The sequence below is a fragment of the Biomaibacter sp. TOL genome, from assembly GCF_059717795.1.
In genome coordinates, this window is the sequence record NZ_AP046092.1 from 2,451,033 (window position 1) to 2,469,239 (window position 18,207).

Annotated in this window: 15 protein-coding genes and 1 pseudogene; 7 read left to right on the plus strand and 9 right to left on the minus strand. The window is 44.6% G+C overall.

Going from position 1 to position 18,207, the window contains the following annotated elements; genetic code table 11:
* Positions 1-225 precede the first annotated feature (225 nt).
* The 5 genes from AC6I1H_RS12120 to AC6I1H_RS12140 all read left to right on the plus strand — a co-directional run bounded on the left by AC6I1H_RS12120 (position 226) and on the right by AC6I1H_RS12140 (position 6,440).
* Positions 226-1,008: a sensor histidine kinase gene (locus AC6I1H_RS12120; protein ID WP_497737824.1), complete on the plus strand. Its 783-nt coding sequence runs from the start codon at positions 226-228 to the stop codon at positions 1,006-1,008.
* Complete coding sequence (locus tag AC6I1H_RS12125) at positions 1,009-2,463, plus strand: ATP-binding cassette domain-containing protein (protein WP_497737825.1); 1,455 nt, start codon at positions 1,009-1,011, stop codon at positions 2,461-2,463.
* 361 nt (positions 2,464-2,824) lie between these two features.
* A complete protein-coding gene (locus AC6I1H_RS12130) occupies positions 2,825-4,342 on the plus strand; it encodes a sugar ABC transporter ATP-binding protein (RefSeq protein ID WP_497737826.1) in 1,518 nt (505 codons plus the stop codon).
* Positions 4,343-4,383: 41 nt separating this feature from the next.
* Positions 4,384-5,421 (plus strand): ABC transporter permease, encoded by a 1,038-nt coding sequence (locus tag AC6I1H_RS12135; protein WP_497737827.1) that lies wholly within the window; start codon positions 4,384-4,386, stop codon positions 5,419-5,421.
* A 38-nt stretch (positions 5,422-5,459) separates the two neighbouring features.
* The gene (locus AC6I1H_RS12140; protein WP_497737828.1) at positions 5,460-6,440 is read left to right on the plus strand and encodes a substrate-binding domain-containing protein; all 981 of its coding nucleotides are present in this window, start codon (positions 5,460-5,462) and stop codon (positions 6,438-6,440) included.
* Positions 6,441-6,744: 304 nt separating this feature from the next.
* Here AC6I1H_RS12140 and AC6I1H_RS12145 read toward each other — a convergent pair.
* The 3 genes and pseudogenes from AC6I1H_RS12145 to AC6I1H_RS12155 form a co-directional block, all read right to left on the minus strand.
* Positions 6,745-6,858, minus strand: a pseudogene (locus tag AC6I1H_RS12145) (transposase); the annotation flags it as partial.
* Positions 6,859-6,929: 71 nt separating this feature from the next.
* On the minus strand, positions 6,930-7,610 hold the full coding sequence (locus tag AC6I1H_RS12150) for a hypothetical protein (RefSeq protein ID WP_497737829.1): 681 nt from the start codon (positions 7,608-7,610) through the stop codon (positions 6,930-6,932).
* Positions 7,611-8,727: 1,117 nt separating this feature from the next.
* Positions 8,728-9,033 (minus strand): hypothetical protein, encoded by a 306-nt coding sequence (locus AC6I1H_RS12155; RefSeq protein ID WP_497737830.1) that lies wholly within the window; start codon positions 9,031-9,033, stop codon positions 8,728-8,730.
* Between the two features lie 494 nt (positions 9,034-9,527).
* On the opposite strand from AC6I1H_RS12155, the gene AC6I1H_RS12160 reads away from it, so the two are divergent.
* Positions 9,528-10,517 (plus strand): DMT family transporter, encoded by a 990-nt coding sequence (locus tag AC6I1H_RS12160; RefSeq protein ID WP_497737831.1) that lies wholly within the window; start codon positions 9,528-9,530, stop codon positions 10,515-10,517.
* Positions 10,518-10,669: 152 nt separating this feature from the next.
* On the opposite strand, the gene AC6I1H_RS12165 is transcribed toward AC6I1H_RS12160, so the two are convergent.
* The 6 genes from AC6I1H_RS12165 to AC6I1H_RS12190 all read right to left on the minus strand — a co-directional run bounded on the left by AC6I1H_RS12165 (position 10,670) and on the right by AC6I1H_RS12190 (position 16,795).
* Positions 10,670-11,374, minus strand: a complete 705-nt coding sequence (locus AC6I1H_RS12165) for an ABC transporter ATP-binding protein (RefSeq protein WP_497737832.1) — start codon at positions 11,372-11,374, stop codon at positions 10,670-10,672.
* Positions 11,368-12,156 (minus strand): ABC transporter ATP-binding protein, encoded by a 789-nt coding sequence (locus AC6I1H_RS12170; RefSeq protein WP_497737833.1) that lies wholly within the window; start codon positions 12,154-12,156, stop codon positions 11,368-11,370. The genes AC6I1H_RS12165 and AC6I1H_RS12170 overlap by 7 nt, the downstream gene beginning before the upstream one ends.
* Positions 12,153-13,022, minus strand: a complete 870-nt coding sequence (locus tag AC6I1H_RS12175) for a branched-chain amino acid ABC transporter permease (RefSeq protein WP_497740782.1) — start codon at positions 13,020-13,022, stop codon at positions 12,153-12,155. Before AC6I1H_RS12175 ends, AC6I1H_RS12170 begins: the two co-directional genes overlap by 4 nt.
* Positions 13,023-13,031: 9 nt before the next feature.
* Entirely contained in the window at positions 13,032-13,925 is an 894-nt protein-coding gene (locus AC6I1H_RS12180; RefSeq protein WP_497737834.1) for a branched-chain amino acid ABC transporter permease, read from the minus strand.
* Between the two features lie 67 nt (positions 13,926-13,992).
* Positions 13,993-15,183 (minus strand): ABC transporter substrate-binding protein, encoded by a 1,191-nt coding sequence (locus AC6I1H_RS12185; RefSeq protein WP_497737835.1) that lies wholly within the window; start codon positions 15,181-15,183, stop codon positions 13,993-13,995.
* 325 nt (positions 15,184-15,508) lie between these two features.
* Entirely contained in the window at positions 15,509-16,795 is a 1,287-nt protein-coding gene (locus AC6I1H_RS12190) for an MFS transporter (protein ID WP_497737836.1), read from the minus strand.
* 169 nt (positions 16,796-16,964) lie between these two features.
* Between AC6I1H_RS12190 and AC6I1H_RS12195 the strand changes: the two genes are divergently transcribed.
* Entirely contained in the window at positions 16,965-18,206 is a 1,242-nt protein-coding gene (locus AC6I1H_RS12195; protein WP_497740783.1) for a molybdopterin molybdotransferase MoeA, read from the plus strand.
* The last annotated feature ends 1 nt before the right edge of the window (position 18,207 follow it).

Sequence of the window (18,207 nt, forward strand, 5' to 3'; positions counted from 1 at the left end):
TATTTATCCCATCGAGCTTTTTATTTATTCTCAGCGTTATTAATTTTTCATGTCTTTCTGTTGCTTTCTTTAACATTTATATCCATCAATGAAAAAAAGTATGTTTTTATTCTGCTGGTAGGCCTTTACTCATTTTTTGCCGTTTTATATTCCGGCTATCGATGGGTTTATCTGCCATACAGGGAAACCAGCAAAGTATTGCAACTTTTTGCCGGAGGGTATACCATGGAAGGCATCTACGAACTGAGGTATCCCTTCAGTCCGGAAATGGAGTATGCTGTAAAAAAACTGAAGGCATTAATCAACACAAAAGAGCTTATCAGCACCACGAAAAGGCAGGCCCAGTATCTCGCACTGCAGAATCAGATAAATCCTCATTTTTTGTATAACAGCCTGGAAGGAATACGGGGCGAAGCCATAGCAGCGGGCCTGAACAATGTGGCGGAGATGACGGAGGCGCTGGCCACTTTTTTCAGGTATACGATTTCCAACATGGAACACCTGGTTACCTTGGAGGACGAGCTGGCTCACATCGAAAACTATTATATAATCCAGCAGTTTCGCTTTGGGGAACGGCTGAATTTAAGCATTGAATATGACTGTGAAGACAAGGATGAGATTTTGAAATATCGTTTGCCCAGGCTTACGCTACAGCCCATCGTAGAAAATTCGATTTTTCATGGCATCGAGAGAAAGATGGGTAAGGGAAATATTTGCATTAAGATAGAAACCACTTCAAAGCGACTGATCATCACAGTTTCCGATGATGGTTTGGGAATAGAGGAAGACCGGCTGAGGAAGCTGAATGAGAAGCTCAAAACCCAATCCTTCGATTATGTAAAGCGGGATGGCGAAATGGAAAACGGCATTGCGCTCATAAATGTCAATAACAGAATCAAGCTTTTGTACGGGGAAGAATACGGAATTAACATTTACAGCACGGTGAATGTGGGTACCGATGTGGAGATTACACTGCCGCTGATTGCAAAAGAAGGAAAGGGATCTTAAGTGAAAAAGGAAGTTTTCAGGCTGGAAAGAGTTACTCAGATTGTGGACGGCGTTACTCTTCTGGATAATTTTAGTATGCACATTTTTCAGGGTGAAATTATGGGCCTGGTGTGCATCAATGCCCACGGGAAGGAAGCTTTAATTAGGCTTCTCTGTCAGAATATCCCCATCCATTACGGGCACATCTATTTTCAGGAAAAACTGGTCAATAATTACGAGCACAGTTCCATGAGCATGAACCCGGTGGCCGTCATAGAAAAGCAGAGCTGGCTGGTGGAAGATTTGACCGTGGCGGACAATATATTTGTCCTGCGAAGGGGATTTAAAAAATGTATTATCAATCCCAGAACGCTTAATGCACAGTTTCGGCGATTTACGGAGGAAATAGAAATTGACATCGATCCCGGTGAGCCGGTATGCAATCTATCCTTTTTTGAAAAATGCGTGGTGGAGCTTTTGAAAGCGGTTGTAGCCGGAGTAAAACTCATCATTTTTCGAGACATGAGCAACTTTATCAGTGCGGCCGAATTAAAAAAAATCCACGCTCTGATGCGGCATTACTCGAAGAGAGGTCTTTCTTTTTTATACATATGCAATCACCACGAGGAAGCATTTGAAATATGTGACCGCATTTCTATAATGGAAAACGGAAAAGTCTTGAAGATCCTGAGCAAAAAGGATTTCCGCCATGAAATGATAGCCCCGTATACCCTGGACTTTAGTCGCATAGAATCCATACCTGCCCGAAAGACCAGCAGGGATGGAATATTAAAGTTTGAAAATGTGGTTACGGAAAACATCAAAGATATGAGCTTTACTGTCGAAAAAGGCGAATGCGTTGTTTTTTTGGATATGAACAACACTGCTTTGTCAGATATGATGAAATTGATGATTGGCGAAATAAAACCATTATCGGGGGTCATCCTGCTGGATGGTCACCCTTACACCGGAAAGGATTCCAATTTGAAAAAAGAAGTCTGTTTTATCCAGGAAAATCCCATTCAAAGCATGTTGTTTCGAGAAATAAGCTATATTGATAATCTGTGCTTTTTGCTGGATAAGAAGCAGCCCCACCTGTGGCTGAACAAAAACATCAAGAGAAGTGTCATACAGGAATATGAACCGCTGATTGGAGAGGACATTTACGCCGGCGATATTACGGATTTATCGCCATTTTCTTTATATAATCTGGTTTATTATAGAATTCATCTCTATCACCCTGCTGTGGTCTTTTGTGTCCAGCCCTTTTCGGGTGCGGATATGTACCTAAGGCACCATATAGTGGAATTAATCAATCAGTTGCGAAAAAAAAAGATTACCGTCATCATTCTGGCGGTCAATATTGCCGATTCTCTCGTTGTGGCCGACCGCCTGATGGTGATAGAGCAGGGGTGGCTTCGCAAGGAATACCGGAGCGAGGAATTTCATTTCTTTCGTGAAAGTCATTACAGATAAAAAAACCGCTCTTGATAGGAGCGGTTAAGACCGTTGACAAAAGCGCTTAGCCCGCATGTATTATGGAGCGGGACTAGTTTCGCTCAGCCGTCGGCAGCTTTGCTGCCGCAAACGGCGTGCAAGCGTGTCCGTAGCAAAATATCATGCGGGCTTTGTCTACGATCTGAACCGCCCTCGGTGGGGAGCGGTTTTCTTTTGTACTGGCAGTAGCAGTACAAAACTTCAAAAAAATGTCCCACTAGTCCCAAAGTTTCTCCCCTTACCATTCTGAGATGCAGATGTTATATTAAATAAAAAGAGTGAATATTATATTAAAAACCAGGATATGACCAGGGTTTGAAGGTAAAGACAGGTGAAATTCATGCAGAATTACATTGTGGAAATTGAACACTTAAATAAAACTTTTCCCGGAGTGAAAGCGCTGGACGATGTATCCTTTAATTTAAAATCCGGAGAGGTTATGGCGCTGGTGGGAGAGAACGGCGCCGGAAAATCAACTCTGGTAAAGATACTGAGCGGTGTTTACACCAGGGACAGCGGCGACATAACGATTTTTGGAGAAAAAGTGGGTGAATTGACGCCCAGAAAGGCACAGGAACTGGGTGTAACCATAATACACCAGGAATTAAACCTGTGTCCCCATCTTTCCGTTGCGGAGAACATCTTTTTAGGACGTGAAATCATCCGCCTGGGGATTTTATCCGATAGGGAGATGAATAAACAGGCAAAAGCAATTCTTGATAGACTGAACATAGATATTCCATCGGAAACCATCGTCGGTGATCTTGCTGTTTCCAAGCAGCAGATGGTAGAAATTGCAAAAGCCCTTTCAATAAATGCCAGAATACTGATAATGGATGAACCTACTTCCGCATTGACCTCGAAGGAGATTGACGACCTGTTTGAAATTATCAAGAAACTGAGAGATGAAGGCTGTGGCATAATATACATTTCTCACCGACTGGAAGAGCTGCAGCAAATTGCAGACCGAGTCACGATAATGCGCGATGGAAGACATATCATAACCCGGGATTTTGCCGATATCAGTATGCAAGAAATAATCACTCACATGGTGGGCCGCGAGATTAAGGAAAAGTTCCCCAGGGTAGATGTAAAGCGCGGTAAAAAGATTCTTGAAGTTAAAAATTTAAATGCGGGAAGGCTGGTAAGAGACATCAGTTTTGAATTGTACGAAGGTGAAATTGTCGGAATAGCGGGGCTGATGGGTGCCGGCCGCACGGAAACCACACGGGCGATTTTCGGCGTTGACCCGAAAGAGTCCGGTGAAATTATCCTCGACGGTAAACCCGTGGACATAAATGAACCGCTGGATGCGATCAGGGCCGGCATAGTACTGGTTCCCGAAGATAGGAAAAAAGATGGCCTGTGTACCAGATTGAGCGTTCGCGACAATATTGCTCTGCCGAATCTGGATATTCTCAGCAATTCATGGAGTATTGTCGACCGGAAAAAGGAGAGAACCATGGTGGACAAGGCCATCAGCGATCTGATGATAAAGCTGCCCGATGCCGAGGTTGATGCCGGAAGCCTTTCCGGCGGCAATCAGCAGAAAGTGGTGGTCAGCAAATGGCTTGCGAGAAATTCCCGCGTGGTAATGTTTGATGAGCCCACAAGAGGTATCGATGTGGCAGCCAAGGTTGAAATTTACAACCTGATGAATGATTTAAAGAAGCAGGGCATAGGCGTTCTCTTTGTTTCTTCGGAAATGCCGGAGATCCTGGGCATGAGCGACAGAATACTTGTGATGTGTGACGGTAAAATCACAGGTGAGCTGGATATTAAGGATGCCACACAAACCCTTATTCTCGAATATGCCACCAAATTTGATAATAAAATCAATAATGCGGCCATTGCCTGACGAAATATTTGTGAATAAAACTATTAGGAGAGTAGTAGCAAATGAAAAAAAGAGAAAATCCGAACTACTTCAAAAAAATACTGGCAATCAGGGGTATGGGTCAAGTCATTACAGTAACAGTAGGCCTTATTATCCTATGTATTGTATTTGGTATATTAAACCCCATCTTCTTTTCAAGCAGGAATATCAGCAACCTGCTTCGCCAGATTGCTCCAATTCTTCTTATTGGCATCGGCCAATCATACGTACTGATCACAGGCAACATTGATCTATCCATCGGCTCTGTTGTAGGCATGAGCTGTATGATTTCCGCGACGCTGATGACAAAAGGAACCAATCCCTGGGTTGCGGTCCTGATCACGTTTATATGTTGTATCGCTGTTGGCGTAATAAACGGCCAGCTTGTGGCAAACTGCAAACTGCCGCCGTTTATTGCTACACTGGGTACTATGACCATTGCAAGAGGAATAGCACAGATCGTAAACAATAACTACAATACAGACTCAATCGGCAACGCCGCAAAAGGATTCAGAGACTTTTTCTACTATGGCAAATTCTTAGGAGTTTACAATACCATATGGATTACGGTTGTGCTATGGCTTATATTCAACTTTATATTAAGCAAAACACGCTGGGGCCGTTATATTTATGCGATCGGTAGCAATATTGAAGCATCAAGGCTATCTGGCGTAAATATAATTTTCACCACAACATATGCCTATATAGTCAGCGCAATTTGTTCCTGCACAGTGGGGCTAATCATATGCGCTACCAGCGGTATGGGTACTATGGATGCGGGTAATACATACGAGCTGTACGCGGTGGCCGCCTCTGTCATAGGCGGCGTCAGTACCCTGGGAGGTCAGGGCATACTGCTTGGAACAGTGATTGGCGCCTCTATCTGGGGAGTACTGCAAAACGGTCTGCAATTTGCAGGCGCACCCGTAGCTATCCGCAACATAGTGATTGGTGTCATCGTCATTATCTCTGTTTTGCTGGATGTTGTCGTGAGAAAAGGCAGGCCTAGAAGGAAAAGGGAAAAGGAAAAGCTTATCAGGGATACCGGAGTTAAAGCGTAAAGCTTTAACAATAAAAAACTTAAAGGGAGGATTTAAAAATGAAACGGAGGGTTTTTGCATTATTGTTGTGTCTAATTGTGGCTGCAAGTCTCTTGGCAGGTTGCGGAAGCAAATCTGCTGAGCAGCAGGCTCCCGCACCGGCGGAAAATTCTGCTCAGAGCAAGCCTTCAGAGCAGTCCGCTGCCAAAACTTACAAAGTATACTTAATCACAATGGATCAGATGGATCAGCACTGGGTAAATATGGATAAAGGCTGTAAAAAAGCTGTGGATGAGCTTGGCAACATCGACTACAAATGGTTGGCTCCAGACGTCAAGGATGATGCAAAACAGATAGAGTGCATCAACAATGCAGTAGCCGGCGGTGCAGATGCGATCCTTTTAGCCGCCAACGGCCCTGTAGCTGTAACATCTGCTCTTGAGGAAGCCCAGAAAGCCGGTGTAAAAATCGTATATGTGGACTCTCCTGCCGATTTTCCGGGTATTGCAACCTTTGCTACTGACAACAAAGCTGCTGGCACCACAGCAGGGAAGGAGATGCTTAAAGCACTGGAAGCTGCCGGCATCAAGGAAGGCAAAATAGGTATAGTTAACGTCAATGCTGCTACAGCTTCTGTAGTAGCACGAGAAGAAGGTTTCCGTGCAGCATTTGAAGGTTCCAAGTTCCAGATTCTTGAAACCCAGTATGGCGAAGGCGATGCTGCAAAATCCAAAGATATCGCAGCGAACTATATTACTCAGGGATGTGTTGGCATCTTCGGCACCAATGAAGGTTCCACAGTGGGGACCGGCAATGCAATCAAGGAAGCAGGCAAGAAAGTTATAGGTGTTGGGTTCGATAAGTCCGATGCGATTCTTAACCTTATAAAAGAAGGTTATTTAGTTTGCACAATGGCTCAGAACCCGGACGTCATGGGTTACGAGGGCATGAAGGCCGCTGTTCAGGCCCTGAGCGGCGGGTATACCGGACCTGAGAAGGTTGACACGGGCGTTACAGTGCTGGATAAATCCAAACTGTAATTTAGTTGTAAAAACTAGATTGGATGCCTGAGATGACTACGCACCGTTTAGTCATCTCAGGCAGATAGGCATTTTATTATAAAAAGGTTGATGGTGGCAAGTTCGTAAAACTATCAAAGACAGCAGAAAACCCTGCAAGGGGCCTACCCTGGGAAAGAAGCGGTGAAGCCGCAAGGGTCCCAGGGAGGGCAGAGTATGTATACGGCACAACCCGAGAAGACATCCCCGAAGGACCATGATAACCTCCATTCCGCCGCTAACGCTGGCGGCACAAATAGTAATGAAAAGTTATTTTTCAAGCTATTAGCTGGTTTGGATGAACTTCATAGTCGGATGCGATTTGGGAAATGGTTTTTTCTTCCTTAAGAATTTCCAGTACGACTTTGGTTTTGAATTCTCCTGTGTATGTTTTTCTCATATGATTATTATACAATTTATCCCCTTAAAGAAAGTTGTTTTTTTGTCTGAATTTCTTTATCCATTATGCTCTTATAATATCTTCTTCTGCAATACATTATTTACATATGAATAATATTCAAATTTATTGAGGGTGAAACTCTCTGATGTTACATAGATTCCATTTATAAAAATTTCTACCATCCAATCCCCATTTAGAATTAAATTACTATCGTTCAAATCTCTAAGATCTATTCCGGAATATGCCTTTCTTTTTCTTCTATTGTCTTTTTGAACCAATATATCCACGGCACCAACAAGAATATCCTTCGGGTTTTTCCAAAAAAAACTTATTACAAAATCATCTTTGACATTATCGATCTCAACAAAGCAATTCACACTATTATTGATAGAAGTAATTTTGTTAATGATTCCTATCGGATTAAATGCATCGTCTATATCTGTACAAATATAACTATTTACGATTTTTGGCAGCGGTTTCATAACTTTTAATTGCGATTCATTAATAGATGATAAAATCCCTATTTTGTCCTTTTGGATATATTTTTCTGCCCTTGGATCATTTAAAGCATATATCCCGTTTACTACAAATTTGTATAACAACGCCTCATTTTTTTCGATTGTAATATGCCACGACTTATCATTATCATTAAATGTCATAGGTATTTTTTCTAATGATTTGTCTATGTTATTAAAGAATATTACATTCACACTTTTAGCGGTTGAATTAATATATGTGAGATAGTAATTCATAAAAATACACTTCTTTTATGATTGTTTATATCTTTGAAGAAATTATGGACCAGATAAGTTGACCAATAATGACAATCACAGAACAATAAAATGAACTTTTTACAGCAGCCTTTAAAGGATTATTTATATTTTTATCTTTATAATAGAGAAAATAAAACGAAAGCCCTAATAAAATGAAGAAAAACATAAACTTGATAATATAATATATTATGTATTGCATTTTAACCTCCATTCCGTCGCTGCCGGTAGCGACACAAATAGTAATGAAAATTTATTTTTCAAGCTATCTTCCATCTATGCTTAATCAGAATTACCAAAAATTCTATTTCCCAATCTTGCAGCTTTTTTGGTGCTTTCGTGATTGATTCTCAATATACCTCAAAAACGATTATAATCTGCTTATAAATCGCAAGAAGGTATACAGGGCTCTGTAAGGAACTAAATATACTACAACCACAGCGAAAAATACAAAAAAGGCATCCCAGGCGTTTGGCAAAGCCGGATAAAATCGAAGCACCGAACCAACTTTGAAAACTCAATATAAAATATGGCTACATAACAGGCATAGATTCATTCTTTTTTCAGCTATCCCTCATGGATGTATTTGACCGCTCAACAATCGACATATAGAATCTTTTCATTCGATTTTAGAAGATGAATGCTACAGCAGAAATGAGTTTAATAGTTTAATGGAGGCTTACTCCATCATAACAGAGTATATGGAATAGAATACATGGGAGTATAAATTTCATGGCACCAAACAGGTTTTATGAAGCATTCATGAGCAACGCTGCAAAAATTGAACCTTTTAATGCATAATCTCCGCAGTTAGGGGGTCAGGCCGATTTTTATGAACCATATTTAAAGGAGTTAACATACAAAGGATAACAAAATAGCTTTTATAGTAGAACCAAAATCATTATTTTGCAATAAAATCCCATATAAATTGAGCTACAGTAGCACACAATGATATAAAGAATGCATTTTTAAAAGCTTTCTTAAAAGTATAGTTTTTTCCTTTACAGGATACAAAAAGAATAAAAGATATGCTGATTAATAAAAAAATAAACCTTCCTATATAATTATATATATACATATCATTTTGCTCCTTTGCAGATTAATCTGAATTACCAAAAATCCTAGTGCCTAATTTTACAATATTATCGGCTGCAGTATATACATGGCTGACTATAACGGCTGATGCCGCCGTTTTAATCGCTTTAACTTTATTTTTAGTTACAGTATATGTTGCTTTGTAAGTTCCAGTCGCTGTTACAGTATCACTAATTGCACTATTTAGCATGTTTTTTGCCGCTTTTTTTGCTGTTTTTTTTGTGCTTTCGAGATCAATTTTTAATGAGCCTGTATAATGATTACCACTGGCTGAATACCATTCATGATTCTGATTAATCTTTCGACTCATATCATAATATCCCTTCCATAATTTACTATAACTATTATAACTAAAATATGTCAATAAAAATATTTGTCAGGATCACGGCAAACGTATGAAAATATACATAAACCAACAATCCAAAAAAGGATTTTTAAAAAATGCCGGGCGGCATGTAGTATAAAAAATAAGGATATGCCCAGTTAGAAAAAATCCAGCTTTAATATGTTGTATGCAAATTTATGTAGCACTGATAGGTTTTCTGGTGCGTTGTCTTTCCTTACCCTCTTTGAATCTTTAAATATAACAATAGGGCCTGATATCAATGACAAAGAAACAATATGCAGGAGAATTTAAAGAGAAACTCATAAAGAATGTCAAGAAGTAGGCAACATAGCCTTTAATTATTGCATTACACGTGAATGCGTGATATTATAGAAACAGGTTTTGAGTTAGATACCCGCGGTAAAATAAATTGGCAAAGAGAGTATCTTCATGAATGATAATATCCGGAGGAGATAATTTTGAAAAAGAGCCTTATGGCGGATGGGGCCCTTTTGCTTGTTACGATGGGATGGGGCCTCAATTTCGTTATAATGAAGGATGCATTGAATGAAATAACGCCCTATATGTATCTTGGCATTAGGTTCATCCTGGCTTCGCTGATTCTTGCTGCGGTTTTCCGCCGGCATATAAAAAACGTTACGCGTTATGAATTGAAAGGCGGAATAGTCATTGGACTGTGCCTTTTTGGAGGATTTGTGACACAGACCGTCGGGCTTCTTTATACAACGCCGGCCAAATCCGGATTCATCACAAGCGTGTATGTGGTACTGGTGCCGTTTCTGGCTCTGTTCTTAACCGGGCAGTTTCCGGGATGGTCCCAGGTAATTGGGGCTGTTATTACCTTTGCAGGGCTCGGGATTACTTCCATTAACCGGGACCTTACCATAAATTCCGGCGATGCACTTACTCTGGCATGCGCAGTGTTTTTCGCACTTCAGATAATTTACACCGAACAGTACGTGAAAAAGGCGAACCCCATCAACATCGCCGTCCTTCAGACGGGAATCACCGGCGTGCTGACCATGGTAGTGGGCCTTGTGATGGAACCCGTCCCGGCAGGAATGGACTTTCATATCTGGGCCGCCCTGCTATATGCAGTAATTTTTTGCACTGCAGGAGCTTTTGCCATCCAGAACACGGCACAGAAATATACAACTTCCACCCACGCTGCAGTCATAATGGGAATGGAATCGGTGTTTGCAGGGCTATTTTCCTTCCTGCTCTGGGGAGAGACACTGACCGTAAGGGCTATTGCCGGCTTTTCGCTCATTTTCCTGGGGGTGATGATTACGGAACTACTGCCGTCAGAGAGCCGGAAATCACGGATGCCTGCTTACTGGGATCTTAGGCAGGACGCCGAATTGCCGGTGAACACCCATGAAGCACAGGACTTGCCGCAAGAATCAGCAAAGAGCTGCGGTGCCGGGCCATCTTCAGCAGCGAAATGACTCCCTTTACCAGAATATCCATGGCCGTGAAAGCGGCACGCGCAAGGATGAAATTTTACCTATGGAAATTAAGAAAATAAAAAAGGGCGAAGATGTTTCTCCGCCGCTTGAAAAATCTCGAACCTCCAATCTCGGATTTCGAACCTCGAAGACTACTCCCCCAGATAAGCCTTTTTTACCTGTTCGTTGTGCAGGAGATTTTCGGCCGTATCTTCCATGACTATCCTGCCGGTTTCGATTACATAGCCCTTATGTGCGATGGATAGCGCCATCTGGGCGTTTTGCTCTACCAGGAGGATGGTGGTGCCGCTCTGATTTATCTCTGTGATGATGTCGAATATGCTCGAAACGATCATGGGTGCCAGGCCCATGGAAGGTTCATCCAGGAGCAAAAGCCTGGGCTTTGCCATAAGCGCCCTTCCTATGGCCAGCATCTGCTGCTCTCCGCCCGACAGGGTGCCGGCCACCTGTTTCAGACGCTGCTTTAATATGGGGAAAAGTTCAAAAACCCGGTCTAGGTCTTTTTGTACATCGTTTTTATCATTATTGAGGTATGCACCCAGCTGAAGGTTTTCCAGCACCGACATGCGCGGGAAAATGCGCCGGCCCTCCGGCACCATGGCTATACCTGCGCTTACAATATCCGGAGTTGGCTTGCCCGTTATGTCTTTCCCCTCAAAATAAATCCTCCCCGCGGTTATACCAACAAGACCGCAGATGGCCTTCAAAGTGGTGGTCTTTCCGGCTCCGTTGGCGCCGATCACCGTTACTATTTCACCGCGGTTTATTTCCAGGGAAATACCCTTCAATGCTTGTATGTTTCCATAGTGCGTCACAACGTTTTCCAGTTTTAACATGCCCGGACCTCCTTGCGGGTCCTGTCGCCCAGGTAAGCCCTTATGACTTTCTCATCGTTGCGGATCTTTTCCGGGGGCCCATCGGCTATTTTTTTGCCGTAGTCCAGCACCATTATCCTCTGGGATATGCCCATTACCAGTTTCATATCATGCTCGATGAGAAGCACGGTTTTTCCCATGTCGTTCAGTTTATCGATAAGTCCTATGAGTTCGTTGGTCTCCTGAGGGTTCATGCCGGCGGCGGGTTCATCCAGCAGCATGAGATCCGGGTCAGTGGCCAGAGCCCGAGCCAGTTCCAGGCGGCGCTGCTTGCCGTAGGGGAGGTTTTTCGCCTTTTCTTCCGCTTCCCTGTCAAGACCCACGAAATTTAATATTTCCATTGCCCTGTTGCGCACCATTTTCTCTTCCCTTTTAACGGCGGATGTTCTGAGAATGGCCCCGAACACTCCGGTGCGGGTGCGGCAATGCTGCCCTATGATTACATTGTCCAGCACGCTCATTTCCCCAAAGAGCCTGATGTTCTGGAAAGTGCGGGCAATGCCCATTCTGGTGATGTCATAGGGCTTCAGGTTTTTAATTTCCTTTTGCTTAAAGCTTATGGAGCCTTTTGTGGGCGAATAAACGCCCGTGATAAGGTTGAAGAGGGTTGTCTTTCCTGCCCCGTTGGGGCCGATAAGGCTCAATACCTCTCCTTTCTCTATGTTTATATCGACGGAATCAAGAGCCGCAAGCCCGCCGAAAACCATGGTAAGATTTTTTCCTTCAAGAAGCGTCATGCTCATTGCCCTCCTTTCCCTGCGGTTTTTTCAACAGAAAGTCGGCGAGGATTAAAAGAAGTGTTGCTCAACAGCCCCTGGGGCCTTACTATCATCATGACAACCAGCAAAAGCCCGTAGAATACCATGCGGTATTGGGAAATCACCGGGGAAACGGATCTTAAAAACTCCGGCAGCACCGTAAGCAAAGCGGCGCCCAGAATGGCTCCGGCGGTATTGCCCATGCCGCCGAGCACCACCATGCAAAGGATCTCTATGGATTTCATAAAACCGAAATTAGTGGGATTAATATAACGAAACAGAAAGGCATAAAGACCTCCGGCTATGCCCGCATAAAAGGCGCCGATGGTAAATGCCAGAATCTTGTAATTTGTTGTATTAATCCCCATAGCTTCGGCCGCCAGTTCATCTTCCCTGATGGCTATGAAGGATTTGCCCACCCGGGAAATCATAATCCTGTTCAGAGAAAAAATGACCAGAACAACAGCTGCCGCCACTATATAAATATTGGTGACTTTGGGAATGCCGCGGAGTCCCATAGGACCGCCGGTTATTTTCAGGTTTAAGAGGATATTCTTCATGATTTCTCCGAAACCCAGCGTGGCGATGGCCAGGTAGTCGCCTTTAAGCCTCAGCGTGGGAACGCCGATGATAAAGCCGAAAAAGGCGGCAACAACGGCTCCGAAAATTAAGGCCATGATAAAGGGAACATGAAGTTTTAAGGCCAACAAGGTGGCCGTATATGCGCCGATACCCATGAAGGTGGCATGCCCGAGGGAAAGCTGCCCGGTGAAACCCGATACAAGATTAAGGCTCACGGCGAGGATAATGTTTATTCCTATGACTGTTAATACCTGCAAATAATAATTCATCCGTTTCACCTACACTTTCTCCTGAATCCTTCGGCCCATGAGACCGGTGGGTTTAAACAGCAAAATGAGTATCAGCACGGCAAATGCTATGGCATCCTTATACTGGGACATGTATACGGCTCCGAAAACCTCGGCCAATCCAAGAATGAGCCCTCCAATCATGGCTCCGGGGATGTTGCCTATACCTCCCAGCACAGCCGCCACGAAGCCTTTAAGGCCCGGGAAAAAACCCATCATGGGATCCGCCGAATTGAAGTATACCCCTACTAGCACGCCCGCGGCGCCGCCCAGAGCCGACCCTATTGCAAAGGTAAAAGAGATGACTCTGTCTATCCTGATGCCCATGAGCTGGGCCGTTTCCTTATCCTGAGCGGTAGCCCTCATGGCCTGCCCGATTTTTGTTTTATGAATCAAAAAATGAAGCCCTATCATCAGCAAAACGGAAATCACCAGTATTAAAAGCTGCAGGGAAGAAATCTGCACAAAACCAAAATTTAAGCCGGTAGCGTTAAAATTTGCCGGGAAAGCCCTTGCCTGAGGACCAAAAGCTAGCAGAGCAGCATTCTGCAGAAAAATGGACACCCCTATGGCACTGATGAGCGGTGCTATGCGGGTCGCTTTCCTTAAAGGCCTGTAGGCCACTTTTTCAATAACCACTCCGAGAATGCAGGAGCCGGCCATTCCCATAAGAAGCGCCGCCGCAAATGGAAGTTTGTATACCGTGACCATAATGAGGCCCACGAAGGCGCCGGTCATATATATCTCGCTGTGGGCGAAATTTATGAGTTCCAGTATGCCGTAGACCATGGTGTAGCCCAGAGCGATGAGAGCGTATGTGCTTCCCAGCGTTAAGCCGTTCATGACCTGTGCGAAAAACTGCTGAAAGAACATGTGGTTATCCATTCCTTTCTAAATGGGAAAGTCAATGGACGCTCCGCGTCCATTGACCCGTATTTTGAAAAACACCGTTTTAACGCAGCTTTGTAAATTTGCCGTTTTCAACCTTGAGGATAATGATGTCCTTTACGGCGTCACCGTTTTCAGCAAAGGATGTATTTCCGGTAATGCCAGGGAAATCTTTGGTTTTTGCCATTTCTGCCTGCAGTGCCTCGCCGCCTTCGCCGTTGGCGTTCTTGATGGCGGTAAGAAGTATCTTGGCGGCGTCATAGGCCTGAGCGGCAAACATGTCAGGGTCGCTGTTGTATTTTTCCTTGTACGCCTTTACAAAGTTCTGCACGCTGTCGCTGGGATCGTCGGCAAAGAAGCCCGCAGTGAATATGGCTCCTTCCACGGATTTGCCTCCGAGTTCAACCAGTTTGGGCGAATAAAATCCGTCGGCGCCGAGGATCTGCACTTTCAAACCCTGTTCCTGGGCCTGCTGGGCGATTTTTGCGGCTTCGGTATAGTAGCCAGCTATATAGAGGGCGTCGGGGCCAAATCCCTTTATCTTGGTGAGCTGTGCCCGAAAGTCGCTTTCTCCGTCGTTGTATGTTTCTATATCCACCACTTCTGCCATTTCTTTGGCCTTCTTTTCAAAGGCGTTTTTGAGGGAAAGGCCGTAGTCGTTGTTTGTGTAAATTATGGCGAATTTTTTAAGCCCTAAATCCTTGGCTGCATATTCTGCCAGCTGAGTGGCCTGGACATCATCGGAAAGGCAATTTCTGAAAATATACTTTCCGATATCCGGGATTCCGGAAGCGGTTGAGGAAGATGATATCATGACAACTTTGGCGTCGTTGCCGATGGGGCCAGCGGTCATTGTTTCGGAGCTCAATACGCCGCCCACGATGGCTATTACCTTATCCTGTTCTATAAGCTTCGTTGCGGCATTGGCGGCTTCGGTCTGATCTCCCCTGGTGTCTTCGGAGAACAGCTTAACCTGCTTTCCGTTGATTCCACCGGCTTTGTTTATTTCGTCTACAGCCACTTCCACACCGTTTTTCGTGCTTATGCCGTAAGTGGCGGTATTCCCTGTAAGCGGTCCGAGAGTTCCTATTTTAATGACATCGTCAGCCTTGGCCTGTTCGGAAGAATTCGAAGAGCTCGATGACCCTGAAGAGCTGGACGAATTACCGGATTGAGACTGACCGCATCCGGCGAGCATCAGAAGCGTTAATGCCACTACGATGAGCAGAATCAAAGTTTTTGACAATTTAAACATAAAGATCCCCCTTTTAATAATTTGAAATGTTAATACGTTGCCTCTGTAAAAAAAATGAAAAATCTATAACCATCCATCACCTCCGGCAAATAAAAGCGGCGGTTTGCCCATGACAAAACACGGGTGGAACCTGCCGCTGGGGTCTTTTATACCCACGGTGTACAAAAAATTTGCTGTACCGCTTGGACCTGCCGCTCATCGCCGGAACCCTAGGTACACTCCCACCTGAAACTTTACCGCAGATTTGGTTTTGCACCAAAATCAAATTTTATTTTATATTATAATCTAATTTTTATAAAATGTCACTAACAAAGTCAGGGATTTATCAATTTTTTTGCGCTGTTTCCGGTTCCTTTATCGTAAAAGACATCAGGCAACCGGTTAAAACGGCGGCAAAAGTGGCTGCGAATAAAAATGTATAGTTGAATTTGTTTATCACAAGGCCGCCTATTATTGGCAGAAAGGTGGTAGGAGCGGTCACCGTGTTCAAAAGCCCTATGTATAAAGGCCTGTTTTCTTCCGGTGCGATTTTCAGAAGGTAGTTGAATATGCCCACCCACACCCCGCTATAAGTCGCGCCGATAAGTGCAAAAATGGCGGTGTAAAGAAATATGAAGGGATAGCCTTTCATATGTAAAAATTGACTGACCAGGGCAAGCACTGGCTGGAGCATTGTGGCCGAAGCGGTAATCAATATAACCGCTCTGCTGCCGCTGTAGTCGTTGATTCTGCCGAAAACGATTCCTGCCAGCACGTATCCCAGCATCTGCGATGATACGAAATATCCCACCATGTCGCCGGAAAGCCCGAGTTTTTCTACTGCGAATATTACATAAAAGGGCAGTGGCAAAAAGAAAAATCTCACCAGCGTGTTAATAAGTACGAGTTTCCTAAGAGTGACATCCTGCTTGAATAATTGCGGTATCCTGCTCAAGAATTCCCCCAAGCACTCCTGAACGGGCTGTGTTTCCGACATCCTTTCCTTTACCCTGATAAATGATATAAATGACATGACTGCGAGGATAAAACCCAGCATAAATATGATAAAATAATTGTTGGGGAAGACAAGGTGTTCGCTGTCGAGGATTTTTTTAATGATAAGACCCGCCCCGAAAGCCAGGCTTCCGCCCAAAAACTGCGTCAGAGCGTAATATCGCCCCCGGCGCTCGGGAGGAATGGACTTGGCGAAAATGTCTATCCACGGCACCCCCGTTATTCCGTCGGAGAAAGACAATATCACAAAAAAAAGATAAAACAAAAGAAGGGCCATATTTGAGTTTCTGGCAGCGAGCAGAGTGGAGAACGCCATTATGCCGGCCGAAAGCCTCAGGCTGCCTCCCGCCCAGAGCACCACAGGCTTTTTATAAGGCAGTGCCTGCACCCGGTGTGCTACCAGAAGCTGGGGCAAAAACCATCCGCAGTTTCTTATAGTGGTGGTAAGACCGATGAGTATGGGGGAATCTGTCAGCATACTCACGAAAGACGGTATGACCGTTCCCGGGTCCAGAAAGGCCGAAACGGTGTTGAAAAAGATGGCGTCAAAGCTTATGGCGTTGAAATTGGCCGCAAGCACCCTTTTCTCATCCAGCGATTTTTCACTTTCAGTCGGCAAGATAAAACCTCCAGTGGCACGAGTCGATGATTTTAGAAAAATTGATTTTCCTTAATAAATGATTCTACATAATATGTTTTAATCCTTCACGTCAGTCAAAAGAAGGATAATAAAAAAAATTATAGAATATTAATATAAGCAAATATAAGCGATTTTTTCCTTGAAAGGAATGAGTCTATTGCCTTTGTTCAGCGCCATTACAGTAGAACAGGTGAAAGGCCTTTTGAAAAAACACCTTGAGGGCTTCGAGCATAAAATCGAAAGCGTCGACCTTTTTTCGGCCTACAACAGGGTGCTTGCCGAGGACATTTTTTCACCGGAGGACATACCGGGTTTTAATCGTTCCACAGTAGACGGCTTTGCGGTAAAAGCAGGGGACACCTTCGGTGCGAGCGAAGCAATGCCCGCGCTTTTGACCCTTGTTGGCGAAATCGGCATGGGGGAGCAGACAAATATAAGACTTTCCTCCGGGCAGGCCGCAAAAATACCGACCGGAGGGATGCTGCCGGAGGGTTCTGACGCCGTCGTTATGTTGGAATATACACAACTGCTGGATGAAGTCACGCTGTGCGCCGAAAGGCCGGTGGCTCCGGGGGAGAATGTGGTGGCAAGGGGCGAAGACATGAAAAAGGGCGATATGGTGCTTAGCAGGGGGCATACTCTCAGGCCTCAGGACCTGGGTGCCCTGGCGGCCCTCGGCATCAGGGAAGTTAAGGTGGTAAAACCCCCGTTGATTTCTGTCATCTCTACAGGAAACGAGGTGAAACCTCCTGGAGAATCCATAAGACCGGGAGAAGTGAGGGATATAAACACCTATTCTATCTGCGGCCAGGTGAAAAAATGGGGAGGCATGCCGCTGCCTCTGGGCATAGTGAAGGATGATTTTCAGGAAATATACGATGCCGTAAAATCGGCCCTTGGAAAAAGCGATGCGGTTATACTGTCGGGAGGAAGCTCCGTGGGAACCCGCGATCATACCGTAAAAGTCATCGAAAGCCTGGGAAAGCCCGGCGTTCTGGCCCACGGCCTTCCGGTAAAGCCAGGCAAGCCCACGGTGGTGGCGGTGGTGGATGGCAAGCCCATCATAGGGCTTCCCGGCCATCCTGTGTCGGCCATGGTAATATTCGAAATAATAGCAAGGCCGATGATATCCATGATGCTGGGGAGAGATGAGGATTTCGGAGGGACGAAAATCTTTGCCAGAATGTCAAGAAATATGGCATCTGCCGCCGGAAGGCAGGATTATGTCAGGGTGAAACTTGAGCGCAGGGGAGAAGAACTCTGGGCGGTGCCGGTTCTGGGAAAGTCCGGGCTTATTTCCGGCATGGTGGAATCTTGCGGCCTGGCGCACATTCCGCCGCAGAAGCAGGGAGTGGCGGAAGGAGAACTGGTGGAAGTAGAACTATATTAGA

Excerpts from the sequence above, each read along its gene's own strand:
- AC6I1H_RS12135 (WP_497737827.1), top strand. The coding sequence starts at position 4,384 with ATGAAAAAAAGAGAAAATCCGAACTACTTCAAAAAAATACTGGCAATC.
- AC6I1H_RS12170 (WP_497737833.1), bottom strand. The coding sequence starts at position 12,156 with ATGAGCATGACGCTTCTTGAAGGAAAAAATCTTACCATGGTTTTCGGC.
- AC6I1H_RS12185 (WP_497737835.1), bottom strand. The coding sequence starts at position 15,183 with ATGTTTAAATTGTCAAAAACTTTGATTCTGCTCATCGTAGTGGCATTA.
- AC6I1H_RS12120 (WP_497737824.1), top strand. The coding sequence starts at position 226 with ATGGAAGGCATCTACGAACTGAGGTATCCCTTCAGTCCGGAAATGGAG.
- AC6I1H_RS12150 (WP_497737829.1), bottom strand. The coding sequence starts at position 7,610 with ATGAATTACTATCTCACATATATTAATTCAACCGCTAAAAGTGTGAAT.
- AC6I1H_RS12175 (WP_497740782.1), bottom strand. The coding sequence starts at position 13,022 with ATGAATTATTATTTGCAGGTATTAACAGTCATAGGAATAAACATTATC.
- AC6I1H_RS12130 (WP_497737826.1), top strand. The coding sequence starts at position 2,825 with ATGCAGAATTACATTGTGGAAATTGAACACTTAAATAAAACTTTTCCC.
- AC6I1H_RS12195 (WP_497740783.1), top strand. The coding sequence starts at position 16,965 with ATGAGTCTATTGCCTTTGTTCAGCGCCATTACAGTAGAACAGGTGAAA.
- AC6I1H_RS12155 (WP_497737830.1), bottom strand. The coding sequence starts at position 9,033 with ATGAGTCGAAAGATTAATCAGAATCATGAATGGTATTCAGCCAGTGGT.
- AC6I1H_RS12165 (WP_497737832.1), bottom strand. The coding sequence starts at position 11,374 with ATGTTAAAACTGGAAAACGTTGTGACGCACTATGGAAACATACAAGCA.
- AC6I1H_RS12140 (WP_497737828.1), top strand. The coding sequence starts at position 5,460 with ATGAAACGGAGGGTTTTTGCATTATTGTTGTGTCTAATTGTGGCTGCA.
- AC6I1H_RS12180 (WP_497737834.1), bottom strand. The coding sequence starts at position 13,925 with ATGGATAACCACATGTTCTTTCAGCAGTTTTTCGCACAGGTCATGAAC.